Source organism: Novipirellula artificiosorum (assembly GCF_007860135.1).
GTDB classification, from domain to species: Bacteria; Planctomycetota; Planctomycetia; order Pirellulales; family Pirellulaceae; genus Novipirellula_A; species Novipirellula_A artificiosorum.
This window is the reverse complement of the sequence record NZ_SJPV01000001.1, coordinates 1,365,381-1,379,524: the sequence shown is the minus strand read 5'-3', so window position 1 is coordinate 1,379,524 and position 14,144 is coordinate 1,365,381. Positions and strand designations below refer to the sequence as shown.

Genomic DNA, 14,144 nt, shown 5'->3' with positions numbered 1-14,144 from the left:
GAAAAGAGCGATTTCGCACTCCAGAAGGTGGAGACGTCGCTAGCGGTAGGATAGCGGCTGCTCGCGGAGAAACAAGCAGTTTAGGAAGGAATTATAGCCCAGGAAGACAAGGGCGTCTGCGTCAACCTTGCGGCGTGATCGAGGGAATCGGCAGGCGGAATCACCCAAATTCAGTCGACTTTTTTGATCACAATTTCGTCAAATTCCGCCAACCCAGTGGCTCCGAACAGGCCCAACCGGAGGATCGCTTCACGAGTCTGCCCAGGAATTCGCACCAATCGGCTGACTTCTTTCCAAGATCGCGTACCTCGGAAGGGCCCGAGCCAGTAGGTCCCGAGGTCGCGGCGCTGCTCGTCGTAAAGGCTGATCGCGATCATCGGTAGCGATTCGGGATCGGGGCCGATTTGAACCCCGTCGGTTCGCACGCGCCCGCTCAACCGGATCATGGACACTTGCTTTCCGTCGATCGGGATGCCTTGCAACAGATGCGAACTGAGTCCAGGGGTCTCGTTTTCGAAGCGAACAAACGCCTTGCCGCTCGCGGTATCCTTCGAATCGTTGCTGTCCGCGCGGACGTGTTTGACTTGGCGACCGTAATACCAGCCTGGCACGAAATCGTTGACCGCGACCTCTTCATCGCCTGGCAGGGTTTCGAAATCGCCGTTCACGACGACGGGATTGGCTGCATCGGGATGGACTTGCCTTCCTTGCTCTGCTTCGCCGGTCATCGGAACGAACAAGGTAGGACGGAGCGCCTTGCGAACAAGTTTCCCCTCTTGCTTGGTCATCAAATAGAGCGTTTGTTGATAGCGTTCGCCAACCGGAATGATCATGACACCCCCTTCACGGAGCTGCTCGACCAGCGGCAGTGGGACCGATTCGGGGCTACAGGTGACGATGATCTTGTCAAACGGTGCTGCTTCTTCCCAGCCAAGGAAGCCATCGCCGACACGAGTCGAAATGTTTTTGTAATCCAACCGCTTCAGCGTCTCGGCGGCGCGATCGCCAAGCTCTTTGACGATTTCGATCGAGTACACCTGCTTGACGAGCGGGCTGAGCACGGCCGCTTGGTAGCCGCTGCCGGTCCCAATTTCCAATACGATGTCGGTCGATTTCGGCTCAATCGCTTGCGTCATCATCGCAACGATGAACGGGCTACTGATCGTTTGCGACTCGCCAATCGGTAGGGACATGTCCAAATAAGCGCGTTCCCGTTGGCTTCGCGGCACAAACTCATGCCGCTCCGTGGCACGGATCGCGTCAAGAACGCGCTCGTCCGTCACCCCAGCGGTTGCGATGCGATCTCGCACCAACTGTTCTCGAGCGATCGCATAGAGGTCGTCCGCTTGAGTCTGCTCGGACCGAATCAAAAATGCCAAACAAAGACTCCCCAAGAAACAAGCCACTGGCGTTACACGGAAAACACAGCGATGGGACATGGATCACTTATCCTTTCTGTTTACTTATCAGCGTCCCGCGCGTAGCAAGACCGGCATGCCAAACACGTCTCGAAACAGCCCAGCATTCTGTCGCATCGCAACCTGTTCAAGCGACACATCATCGACACCAGGGACATTGATGACCAATTGCCTCGATTCTCGCGTGCATTCGATTTCTCGGATACGGCCGCTGCGCGTATCATCCAGCGCAATGGCTAAACGCAAAATCGACGCCAATTTGGCCACCACCACTCGCTCTTCTCGGCCCAGCGCCCCATAACCTTCGTGCGACGGTTGGGGGTAGGCACGGCGGTGATAGCGGGCGAGCAAACCGACTTGCAACAACTCGCTCTTCGACAATCCAAAAATCTCACTGTTGCGGATGACATACAAGGCGTGCTTGTGATTGCTCCGTACATTGATCATCAACCCAATCTCATGCAGCAATGCAGCGACATGCAGGATCACCTCATGACGATAATCAAGCTTGTGTTCTGGCTTGAGCTGGTCGAACAGTTTTCTCGATAATTCGGCAACATTCCGTGCGTGGGCTTCGTCAAAATCAAAACGACGCCCCAAACCCAACGCCGAACGGACAATTTGATTGCGAAATTCGGCGGTCCAACTGCCACCGACCGCCATGTCATGCAGCAGCCCATCTCGCAAATTGGTGTCACACACAAACAGCGAAGGCTGTTGAAAGGCCTGAGCCAACATGGTGTACCCCAACAGTGCCGGGCCGAGTGTTTCCGCTTCAATGAAACTCGCGCCGTAACGTCTCACGATGGTGTCTTCATCCAGCTTGAGCACCTCATCGGTGAATTCGGCCAAGCGGTCGGTCGCCAGGGGAGCCAGTGAAACGCCGTCCCAATCGTCGAGCAAACGATGCGCGGCGAATCGAATGTCGCCGCCAAATGCCACCATGCGGTTGGTCGGATCGGGTTGGACGTCGTCAACCATATTGTCAAGCGTCCTCCGAATATGGCTTTCCAAAAAGCCGCGACGTCGCGACGGCAGGACGCGAGCCTGATCAAGCAATTGCAATAGCCGCAGCGATCCAAGTCGATACGATTGACTGTGGAGAACGTTGCCGCTGCGGATCACCAACACCTCGGTGTTGCCACCACCGACCTCCGCGACGATCGAGCGGCCATCGGCCAGTTCGGGATCGCTGCGCAGCTGAGGTGCGATCCCCATGTACGTGATACGGCTCACCTCGGCTTCATCGATCGTCTCGACCGTCAATCCCGTGACGATGTACGCGCGGTCGGTAAATGCCAAACGGTTGAGTGCTTCCCGAACGGCTGTCGTCGCAACCACGCGAACGTTCTCATTCGACGTGATGCCGTACTCACGCAGCACACGTTGGTATTGTTTCAGGATCGCTGCCGCTCGTTCGATGCTCTTGCGGCTGAGCCGCCGTATTGCGAACGCTTCGCGGCCGAGATCGACCGGTTGAACCAGCGTGTCAAGGGTGCGGACTTCGCCATCGGGATGAATTTCCGCGATGGCCATCCGAATGCTCGTCGCCCCAATATCGATGACCGCCACCGGTCGAGGCGAAATGGGAAGAAGAGGAGTCGATGGAATTTGAGCGGTGGAGGTCATGTTTGTGTTTTTAATAGAAGTCGGAGACCAACGTCCTGCGGGTTGACATCATCCGTGGCGTTCAGAATCCGTGGCGTTCCGACCACCGCCGATGGCTGCGTGGCCCTTGATATGAAGCGTTGATCAAATCACCGCAAATTCCTTCAATGCGGCTTCGGCTTGTTCGCCACCAAAACATTGTACTGCATTCCACCCGCGATCCATCGCTGCGATGACATTCTCCTCTCGGTCGTCCAGGAATAGAATTTGATCGGGCCGTGTGCCCGCTGCCTTTTCGGCGGCTTCGTAGATCACCGGATTGGGTTTCATCGCACCGACTTCGCAGCTCAAGATCTGAGTCGCCCATGAAATGGCTGCGACGGGCCAGGTCGGACGATTGACCCAATCCCAGTGAGACTGGCAGGTGTTCGATAACAAGCCACAGCGAATGCCTGATCGCTGAACCTGGGTCACGGTTTCAATCATCGACTCGATCGGCGTGAACATATCGCTGCCGGCTTCAAGGAAAGCCGCAGTCGTCAAGTCCGCCTCACTGCGGCCAAACTGATTCCGCAAGATCGTCGCCACCTGCTCACCCGTGACTTCGCCATGCTCGTAGCGATCTTGCAGCCCGCTCAGGTAGAGGCTTTGTTCCACTTCCCGCGCGGTGGTCCCCAACCCGCTGGCCATGTTCGTCAAAGCACGCTCGGGATCAAACGACAGCAACACGTTGCCGAGGTCAAAGTAGACGAATTCAATGCGAGGCATGGACCGATCCGAACGGGAAAAAAGTGACGTTTTCGATTTCCCGCAGCTTACCACCTGACCGCCATCTCCGGCAACGTGCTGACGCGAGGAACCATCCGAAGCACTCCCGACGGCGCTTGATCCAGACCCTGCGAAGGTGGGCTGAGAAACCGCAGCCGAAACAAGCATCCGATCCAAGCCGCCACGATGTTCCCAATGCTAATAGGCCTCTTTCGACTTGATGCCGCTACGCTCGTTATTGAGCAAGCCTTCGTAGAGCTGTTGCTTTTCGTTTTGAAAAATCCAGTTTTGCCGCAACAGGTTATCTCGCAGCGTTCCCTTCCCTTTCGCTCCACGTGGTGCAGCTTGCTGCGCTGCGGGCTCGCCACCAAATAGATCGTCGAACGGATCCTCTCCCCCACCGAACGGTTCCCCCATCGGCGGGTCGTCTTCGGCCTGGACCCGTTGCATCGGCAACTTGCCTCGGTAAAACGCATAGTGGTCCGCACCTCGTTGAGCGATCACCGTCGAGGTTCCTTGAATGTCGTCCGCGATCATTAACCCTCGCAAATCGGTATCACCAGAAACGAATTGATCATTCGCCGAGCCGATCACCTTGACGTGCACGTCGCTGACAAACCGGTCATCACTTGCGTCCTTGATGCTCACCCGTACTCTACCGGATCGCACATCTTCTTGGACCATCAGCGTCAGGGGACTGACGAGCACCAAGCCGGATGCATACAAATTGCCTCCACGACCGACAATCAAGTAAGCCCCTTCCTTCTCGAGCGGCAGCGATAGCGTTTTCGTCCGATCCCGATAGTCTTTGCCATCGCCAAGTTGCACCGTTTCTTCATGATGCGGTTTGATGCCTGCCAGATTGATGGCTGTGATCCGGTTCAAGTTTCGCTGCATCAAACCAAACTTCATCAAGTCGATTCGGTACACTTTCAATGCGACTTCGTCGATGTTGCGAAATCGCAATTCCACCGTTTTCGGATTGTCGGTTTTGATGGTCGTGACTTCATCAAATTCAACCTGTTTTCGATTAAAGAAGTCAATCGCCTCGGCGGCGTCCGCAAACCGTTCTTCGACCTGCGTGTACTCCGCAATGGCTTTCGCAGCATCGCCCAGACTGTGGTAGATTTGGCCCATGATGTAGATCGCTTCCCAGCGGTTGTCGGCTCGCCGGGTGGCCCCTGTCGCGGGAACCGGGAAGGTCGCCGCGGCGACTTTGCGACACATTTCGAGGGCCTGCTCAGCCTGTTCGAGTTCGAAGTGCGCGTACCCAATCATGTACCAAAACGAATCCAATAATCGGCTGCTTGGATAGCGATCGGCATACGCCTTGCAACGCTGGATCACTGCGGGAAACTGTTCCAAATCGACCAATGCCGTCGCCAAGGCAAAGCTGGCTTGGTCTGCCTCAGGGTCAAGTGGCCAGGTGGTGACAAAATGGTCAAGCATCTTGATGGACGAACGAATTAAATGCACCCGAGTCAAACCGGTTGCTTTCATTTTCTGATCCTGGTTCGCGGAGCCAGCACGGCGGAAGGTTTCTTGCGCCAAGGCATAGGCAGCGGACGCAATGTAGGATTCGCGGGGATAATCACGCAGCAGCTTTTCCATGGCCTGAACACTGCGAACGAATTCGCCCCGCGCGTTCAGGAATCCAGCGACTTGTGATTCGCGTTCAAAGCTCCCTTCGATCGTCGCCCGGTACACCAAATAGCTCCGTTCATATTCACCGAGTGTTTGGTAGCTCTTGGCGACCCGCAGGATGTCTTCAAACGAGATCTCCACCTCGGGATACTTCTCTTTCAACACTTCAAAGTACGCCACGATGTCGTTATGCATGTTCTCGGCCAACGAAGCGGCAAACAGCCACTCGACACAGTGTTTGTATTTGTCGGCATCGAGTTGCCAACTCGAAAACAGCGTCGTCAAGTGTTGGTGAGCTAAGGCATAGTGCTGCTTCTCGAAGGCTTGCTGGCCCAAGGAATACAATTCGTCGGGTGTCCAGCGGTATTCGTCGGCTGAGATGCCTTCGGAACCGAGAACCTGCAATTCCTTTTCGGTGGAAACGGCAAAGTGAGCTGGCTCATAAAAACTTCTCAGCACCGATTGCGGTGTTCGGTAACGGCCGGGGACATAGCCGACGACGGTGTAGTGAATGTCGCCCGGGTATTGTCGATCGCCGAGGTAAAACGTGATTTGCCCCGGCCCGATCTCAAATCGCTCGAAGGTTCCCGAGACCGATTCGCTCAGCACCACGCAACCAGCCGGAATCGGTTCGGTTAAGACCAGATAATCCGCCGGCTGATCACGCTGACTTGAAGCGACATAACGACGCGGCTTCAAGGTCACTTCGGCAAGCTGCCCGACGGGCAATTGAGTCAACGGGTTCGTGAACGATTTGTAACTTCCGTTGACGACATCGAAGCCTCGCGGTACTTCGTGACCGTCGAACATGCGTTTGGCGGGTTCGTAGCTGCGGCTGACGGACCACTCCTTGGTCGTGCTCTCGATCTCGCCCGCCGCCACGAAGCCGGTCAGAACGGCTGAGTAGCAGAAAGTCGCTCGCCCCTGCAAGGAAAACTCGATCCGATTGGGTTTGTCACTGCGTAGCAAACGACCGGAAACACGGATGCGACGACCTGGGTCTTGTGCCGGATCCATCTCGAGCGTTTCGATTTCTTGATCGTTCACCGAAACCGTCAACCGATACGTTTCCAATCCAGGTCGCTTGATCGAATACCAACGGGCCAAGGCTGCGATCGCTGGACCATTGGATTTTTCGACCGGCCAACGGTCACCGATGCGTGCCGCCATCAAGGCCTCGACCCCTTTGGCACCCTGCGGATGATTCGGAACGATCTCTTCGATCGCCAACAACACCATCGCTTGCAGTTCCACTCGATTTCGCGTCCATGGCAACATGCGGCTACGATCGGCTGGGGCAATCGGTTGGCTGTCGAACGGAATCTTGATCAGATCGATCAATCCGGCGGCCATTTCTTTGCGGTTCATCGCCGCGAGCGTGAGGGCCAAATGCGTTAGCCCTGCGGAACTAAGCCGATTGCGTTCACGGTACAAACGATTCGCAAACGCAAAGTCACCACACCCCGAAACCGCCATCGCATGCAGCAAGACCGTTTGTCGTTCGAGGTTGCTTTGCGGTGTGGAGGTGAAGGAGGATTGCAGGAAGGACTTGCCTTTGTCGAACGAAGGGGAGGGAACCAAAAATCCGCCCGCACGCGCTTCGCTGAGCGCCCACATCACTCGCGCCGATAGGTAGGAATCCGCGTCACCTTGATTCGGTTTTCCCGACCACGCCCAGCCGCCGTCTTGACGCTGCGCCGAGATCAACACCGTCACGGCCGATGTGATTCGGTTGCTCAGCGTTTGTGAATCGGGCGAGTTGCCTTGCATCACCTCACCCATCATTTTCTGCAAGCTGACTCCACCGAGCACGTCGGATACAGCTCGTTCCATCGGACTGGTCGAAATCAGTCCACAGGGAAAGACCACGTCGCCGCTGCCGAGCACACTGCGGACCAGCGAACGGTTGACGTTGGCGCCAATCAAGATCTCTAGGGATGATTCTTCGGCTTTCAGTTTTTCGTTGAAGGCCAACATCGCCAAAGTACTTTGACTCGACGTCCCACTGGCGGTCGCGTAGACAGGAAAACCGTACGGTCGAATCGCTACGACGGCTGTCGTTTGATCCGAACGACCATCGTCGGCCGAGACCGACAATTCAAACACGGCTTGATCGGCTGCTTCGATTTCGACAGGAAAAACCAGTTTTTGAATCGCGGGGCCCTCAACGTCGACTGCTTGGGTCTGTTCGGTCGATTTGTCACCCAACGTCGCCTTGAGTTTCACCGTTACCTTTCGCGCATCGTCGAGCGAATGATGAATCTCGACAGGAACCTGCACGGAGTCACCAGCGGTGAAGGCCAACGGCAATTTCAATTCACCGAACAAATCCTTCTTGGTCACAACATCCGCACTCGCTTCACCCGCCAAGGTGCCATGATTGATGCCTTTGGCACGAAGTCGCCACGCGGTCGATCGCTCGGGCAGCGTGATCGTCACGGTCGCTTTGCCTTGCTCGTCGGTGACAACGACAGGGTCCCAAAATGCGGTTTCGCCATAAGCGGTCGCGGGCAAAACTTGCAACCCTTGGCTGCGAGCCAATTGTTCCGCTTCTGCTTGGCCTCGTCCGTTCACGGTCACGAATTTCCCTGCGGACGTGATCCCGTTGATCGATACCTGGCTTTGTTGTGGGAGCCCCAAAGAGGTCGTGGAAAGGACCAAACTGGTTTGGTCTTGGGGCGATTCGTTCAGCTCCGATGAAAGGTTGGCGGCCCACGTCTTGCTAGACGAAGGCATCGCTCGATTGCTGCCGCTCTGCCGCCCCATCTGCATTTGCCCTGCCTGCCCGGCGTCAGCATTGACGGCGCCACCGTACACGATCCGGCCCGAAGTGACAGCCGATTGCGGCTCCATCGAAGCGGGTGCATTGGGCACCGGCGGAGCCATCCCACCGAAACCGCCGCCAAAACCGCCTCCGCCCATCCCATAGCCGCCCATTTGAGCCTGTGGAGCTCGCGAATACTGCGAGACGGCAAAGTCGCCAACAATTGCCAATTCTTGCGTTTCACGCTCGAGCGTTTCGCGCCGCTCCGATTCCGCGAGCAAGAATTGGCTGATCTTCCTTGTCGTGGGACGATCATCGAACGTGCAACTGGTTGCTTGACGCACCGCCCGCGTTCGCCGGCCCGAACGGAAGAACTCATCGATCGCGGTTTGCGATTCCTGAAACGATTGCAACAAGTTCGTTTGCACCAACGCCAGTGAAAGCTCGGCGGAAACCGGCTTGCCCTGTGGATCGGCAACTTCGATCTCGACCGACACTTCGCCGCCAGGTGTCAATTCGTTTTGATCCGGGGTCAGCGTGACCTGCAGCGACTGGGCAACTTGAAATTCGCTCTCTGCGGCATGGAATTGATTTCGCTGCATGACCGCGACACTCAAATAAACATTGGGGGCAAAATCCACGCTCATCGGAACTTTCAAAGTGTTGTTGCCTTGTGCCAAGTCCACCAATTGGTGCGACAGGATCGATGCTCCCTCAAACGTCACCAGTGCCAGGGCGGGTTGTTCACGCCAATGCAAGTTCAGTTCTGCCAATTCACCCACCTTGAACGAATGACGCTCGGCGAGAATCCGCAGCCGGATCGCATCTTTGTCGCCAGAAATGCGTACTTGATGCTCGCCACTGACTTGATTTCCGAATTGATCGGTTCCCGTCGCCCGAATTTTGTAGATTCCATTGTCATCGAGCGCAAGGGTTTGTCTCGCAAAGCCCTCCGCAGAATCGGTTGTCACTTGATGCGATTCGACCCATTTTTCCCCTTGACCGGTGGGCGTGGTCGTTTGCTTGAAGACTTCGACCTCCAACTTCGTTTCCACGGGGTCTCCCGCAGGATCGGCAACTTGGAATTGGGTCTCAAACGATTCGCCGACCAGGTAGACATCTCTTCGTGACGAAGCAGTCACGGCGAATCCGCGCGTTGCGATGTAAACCATCTGCGTGGCTGACAAGCTGCGGTCGCGATATTCGACCGTTAGGGGCAAGACCTGCGATTCACTCAGCCGCTGCGTCTCAAACTCGATCTCTATTTTTCCGTTTGAATCGGTCTTGGCCGTCAACAACTCGCCATCATTGCCGAGGCGATAATGAACGCTTTCACCCACCAAAGGAGTGCCGTAGTAATACTTCAGCTCGATCACGCCCTTGACCGTTTCGCCTCGGAAATAGACGCTCTTTTCGAGGTCAACCGATATTTCGATCGGTTCCAGCTTGTACTCGGTGACCTTAAAGGAGGTGCTAAACGACAACGCGCCAACCGCATCGTCTTCGCCGGCTGACACCCGGTGTAGGTGAACGCGGCAATCGCCTTCGGCCGTCGTCTCGGGCAGCAGTAAATTGCTGGTGATCGCGCCAAACGCATTCAGAGCCACGTCTTCGCTTTGCAGCAGCAACCCGCGAGAATCGTAGAGATCCAATTTAAATGTCTCGCCCACCGCAAACGTGAACCGATCTTGATCGACCCAACGTACGATCCCTTTGATGTTCACCAACTGACCAGCACGATAGGCAGGTCGGTCGGTGTAGAGGTAGCCGCGTGGCGTCAGCCCGACGGCAAAATCGAGGCCGTTCAGATTGTTCACCGTCGAGGCGACATGACCTTGATGCACCGCAAAGACTCGTAAATCCTGGACCGTTTTCAGTTCGTCGTAGTTCTTCTGCAGCACGCCATCGTCGCCGGTGATTTCCTCGGCAAACACTTTCGATCCGTCGCTGATTAACACGCTGACGCCGGCGGCCGGTTTGCCTTCCAACATGTTTTCGGCAAACAGAAACAATTCATTTCTTGACGATTTGACGATCATGTCGATATCGCTGACGACCACCATCGTGGTCGCTTCCAATTTCTCGCTCGAAACCGTCACGGCGGTCACGCCAGGTCCGTCGATCGCGATCTCGACATCACCGTCGATTTGTTTGTACTCGGCAAAACCATCAATCGAATGCTCGAATTGTTGGTCGGGATCGATCAGTGCGATGTCCAGCTTTTCGAGACCAGTGGCTAAGTGCATTTTCCGAAAGTAGTCGGTCATGTCGACGCGATAGGCCTTAACGCTCACCTTCTCGAGGTTCCGTGTCGTGAGCTTGATGCGAGGCTTTTCATCGGAACGGAATTTACGCTCGGTGACCAATTGCAATTGAGGCGTGGTCAATCTTGTAATGCGTGAATGGGCTTGGGCGGCAAAGGCACCTTCTGTCTCTTTGTAGGCCTTTAGCGCTTCGGGGAGTTTTCCAAGTTGGTCTTCTAAGGTCGTGCCAATCAACCAAGACGCTTCGGATGCTTCGGACGTCTTGGGGTACTTGCTGACCACTCGCCGCCAATCGACGATCGCGGTTTCGAACAACGAAGCCGACACCTCGCTGAGTTCGACCGATTGAGCGGACTGTCCCGCTTCCACAGCAGCGGACACCTTCTCGGTGTGTTCGGCATCGCCCGCGTCGTACTTCATCTTGCCAAATTGAAGCAGGATCGAAGCGGCGCGAGGATCGAGCGGGTATTTGTTCAGGAACGTTTGCCAAGTTTCTCGCGCGGCGTCGTATTGCTTTTGTTTCGCCGCATACTCTCCTTTCGCGTACTCGGCATCGACAATCCGCTTCTGCACCTCTGGCCATTTCGGATCGGTCGGATGTTTGTCGAGAAACGCTTTCCAGGCCGATATCGCTTGATCGAACTTTTCTTGAGCCAGGAATTGGTTCCCGAGCGCTTGCCGAGCGATCGGGACTTGGTCCGACGATTGGTACGCAGGGTTGTCAATCAGCTTTTTGAGCCACTCGATCGCTTGCTGATGGCGGCCATGATGAAAATAGCCACCTGCGATTTCGTACTCCGCTTTCGGTGCGAGTTCATGCGTGGGATGGTTCTGTAAGAATTTCGCAGCTGCCGCGACTGCCAATTCGAGATCGCCAACCGTTGGGGTTTTGGGCAATCCGTAGGTATGCGCGATTTCGTACTCGGCTCGGGCCACGAACTCTTGGATCGCATCGGTCGCGGATTCCGTTGTTTTGTGTTTCCCCTCCAATAACAAGTCCTGCCAGGTTCGTCTCGCCGCAGCATTCAGCCCTTGTCCCAATTGGACGCTGCCAAGTCGGAATTGCACTTCGACCAGCATTTCCTCGGTTCCCGCCGATTCGCCCTCAGCGTATTGATCAAGAAACCGCTGATACGACTTGTCCGCTTCTGCATTTTGCTTCAATTCTTCTTGGCAACGCGCAATACGAAACTCGATCTGTTGTCGAACCGCCAGCGTCGGACCTAGCTTGACGGCCTCGGAGTAATACGTCAGCGCTTGTGCATAGTCTGGTTGTTTGGCTTGACTTGGATCCTCGGCAGGCAAACCCTCGAAGTAGCGATCGGCGAACTCCAAGTAGATCTTTGCGAGTTCATCTTTTCGATCGCGGGAAAGTAGCCGCTCGGCTTCCGCTTCGTAGATCACACCCGCGTCGATGTATTGTCGCTGCCGTACCATGACATTCGCACGTCCGAACCGCGACCGGCTAATCCAATCGCTTTCGGGAAAGTCTTTTTCAAGCCGCTCAAATGCCGCGATGGCTTCGTCGTATTTCTTCGCTTCGGTCAATGCGACCCCTTGTAGGTAGCGCAGGTGGTCGGCATCGGTGACGGCTTCCTTTGCCAGTTCCGCTTCGATCAACTCACAGGCTTGGTCAAAGGCACGCGACTGCATGGCGTCCTGAATCGCAGGCGTCGTCGGGGGTAGCGAAGAAATGCAGGTGCTGGCTGCGTCGTTGCCACCCGCGGGTAAAGCATCTGCGCCCAACACGGGCTCATACCCAATCAAGGAGACGAAGCCACAGATAGCAACGAAAGCGAAAAGAGAGTGACGAGCAGAGGGCATCTGAGTTCTCCGAGACAAGTGAAAAGACCGCCAATACTTTGTCACCGCTAAGAATGCGGAGAGCAGGCGTAGGTGACGCCGTAGAGACATTCCGCAATTCCCGGTGTACCGAGGGAACTCGCTGCGAGTTCCTCTGCCCCAAGAAATCAAGCAGTGACAAAGTACAAGCCGATTCTACACTGAGAAGGTCGTGCAGTCTTAAAGTACCTGAACAATAGGCGTTTACGGACTTCACCCTGCATGCGGGAGGCCTGATGAAAATCCCACCTGCAAGGGAGGTTGGGATGAACGTGCAGCGATCACTTCGCCCGATATCCTGGCTCCCTTCTCCCCCGTTTTTCTGGGGGAGAAGGGCTGGGGATGAGGGGGTGTGCGCTGGAGTTTAGCCTTCAGGCGACTGCGGGTTGCGCTCGTACGGCGGAAGCCTGAACTCCAACCCGCTCCGCTAAGCCCGCAACCCTTGGGCTCGCCGCCATGCCGATAGCTGCTTTTCCTTGCCGATTCGCTGCGTCAGCGTCTGCCATTGCTCGGCAACTTCGCGGAGCGCATCCTCCGCCGACGTTTGACCGTCGACGCATCGCCCAACGGCCTCATCGAGCGATCGGTAGTACGCGTCCGCCGAATGCAATTGCAGCGAGGGTACCGTCACCGGCAACGTCAATCGCTCCACCAACCATTTTTCATAAGGATTGCCGGCTTGCGACTCGGTAGCCAACACGGACGGCTTGGCCGATCGCGTTGGAGTGATCATACGTACCTCCCGGCGAAGCAATTGGCTTCCTTCGCCCCCTGACAACCAATTCATCAAACGCTTCGAGGCGGAACTTTGGCGGCAATGGCTCGACACCGAAACGACCGGGGAAAAGGGATCCAGCAACATGCGGATGCTTTCGCCACCACCAGGCAGATCGCTGATCGTGATTTCGGTCTCGCTGGTCATCGGCGTGGTTGGAAATCCGATGCCGCCAGCAATCTCACCCTTCTGCAACGACTCCCAGATTTGATCGGGTGTCAAGCGACCAGATTTGTAGCGAGTCGCGGTTTCGGCCATCTGGGTCAGCACTTCCACGTAGGGCGGTGACTGAATCGTCGGCACGAAGTCGTCTCGAGTAAACAGCCAACCACTTGAAATCGACGACACCGCTCTCCACAAAAACATCACCGCAGCCCAGCCATCCGCAAGTGGCTCGGCCGCTTGACCCTCGAGCTCCGTCGCCACCCATGAATCATAGTCGGCCCAAGAAACCAAATCGGGGACCTCGAGTATGCTCAGCAGCGCCGGCAGTCGAGCTCCGAGAGGCATTGCAACATACTCGTCCGCATAGCGGGCCGCTCCATTTCGGGGGGCGGACAGGAATGGCCCAAGCTCCTGCTCCATTTCATCAAACTGTTCGTCGCTGATCGGGACCAAGGCCTCCGCTCCAACCAACTCAGCGGTTGCCAGCAACGGATAGATCACCAAGTCGCTTCGTTGTGCCTCGGCAACGAGATCGCTGATCCAATTGGGCTCGTTGGCTCGCGAAAAGGGCAGCGACTTGATTTTCAATGGCTGGGGATCCACCGCCGCCCAAGCTCGACGGATCGATTCGGCGTCCTGTTCGGACCCAACCCACGTGATTTGAATCGGCACGTCGCTGCGGGGGACCGTTGGCGACGAAAGGGGTTCGGGGTCACGGCTGCATCCTGAAACCAACCAGGCAGCCCCCGCGGTGGCGAGGAGCTCTCGTCGGTTAAGAAAAACGGCGTTGGGAGAATCGGCCACGATTTCGCTTTTGGGTTTTTGGGACGGCATGTTTGGCTACGGCCTTGTACGCACTATAGTGTGGAGCTGTTCGTCATCCATTTTCTCCTTTT

Annotated in this window: 5 protein-coding genes; all 5 read right to left on the bottom strand. The window is 56.1% G+C overall.

Translation table 11 applies throughout. From position 1 onward, the window contains the following. Window positions 1-170: 170 nt before the first annotated feature. A complete protein-coding gene (locus Poly41_RS04840; RefSeq protein WP_146524716.1) occupies window positions 171-1,439 on the bottom strand; it encodes a protein-L-isoaspartate(D-aspartate) O-methyltransferase in 1,269 nt (422 codons plus the stop codon). Window positions 1,440-1,466: 27 nt separating this feature from the next. After that, window positions 1,467-3,047: a Ppx/GppA phosphatase family protein gene (locus tag Poly41_RS04835; RefSeq protein ID WP_146524715.1), complete on the bottom strand. Its 1,581-nt coding sequence runs from the start codon at window positions 3,045-3,047 to the stop codon at window positions 1,467-1,469. Between the two features lie 123 nt (window positions 3,048-3,170). Then, window positions 3,171-3,794 carry an HAD family hydrolase gene (locus Poly41_RS04830; RefSeq protein WP_197231069.1) on the bottom strand — a complete coding sequence of 208 codons (624 nt, stop codon included), beginning with the start codon at window positions 3,792-3,794 and terminating at the stop codon, window positions 3,171-3,173. Between the two features lie 198 nt (window positions 3,795-3,992). After that, complete coding sequence (locus Poly41_RS04825) at window positions 3,993-12,290, bottom strand: tetratricopeptide repeat protein (RefSeq protein WP_197231068.1); 8,298 nt, start codon at window positions 12,288-12,290, stop codon at window positions 3,993-3,995. A 445-nt stretch (window positions 12,291-12,735) separates the two neighbouring features. Beyond that, on the bottom strand, window positions 12,736-14,082 hold the full coding sequence (locus tag Poly41_RS04820; RefSeq protein WP_146524712.1) for a type 2 periplasmic-binding domain-containing protein: 1,347 nt from the start codon (window positions 14,080-14,082) through the stop codon (window positions 12,736-12,738). Window positions 14,083-14,144: the final 62 nt, after the last annotated feature.

Bases quoted from the DNA above. Each gene is read 5' to 3' on its own strand.
- Poly41_RS04820 (WP_146524712.1), bottom strand. From the start codon at position 14,082: ATGCCGTCCCAAAAACCCAAAAGCGAAATCGTGGCCGATTCTCCCAAC.
- Poly41_RS04830 (WP_197231069.1), bottom strand. From the start codon at position 3,794: ATGCCTCGCATTGAATTCGTCTACTTTGACCTCGGCAACGTGTTGCTG.
- Poly41_RS04840 (WP_146524716.1), bottom strand. From the start codon at position 1,439: ATGTCCCATCGCTGTGTTTTCCGTGTAACGCCAGTGGCTTGTTTCTTG.
- Poly41_RS04835 (WP_146524715.1), bottom strand. From the start codon at position 3,047: ATGACCTCCACCGCTCAAATTCCATCGACTCCTCTTCTTCCCATTTCG.
- Poly41_RS04825 (WP_197231068.1), bottom strand. From the start codon at position 12,290: ATGCCCTCTGCTCGTCACTCTCTTTTCGCTTTCGTTGCTATCTGTGGC.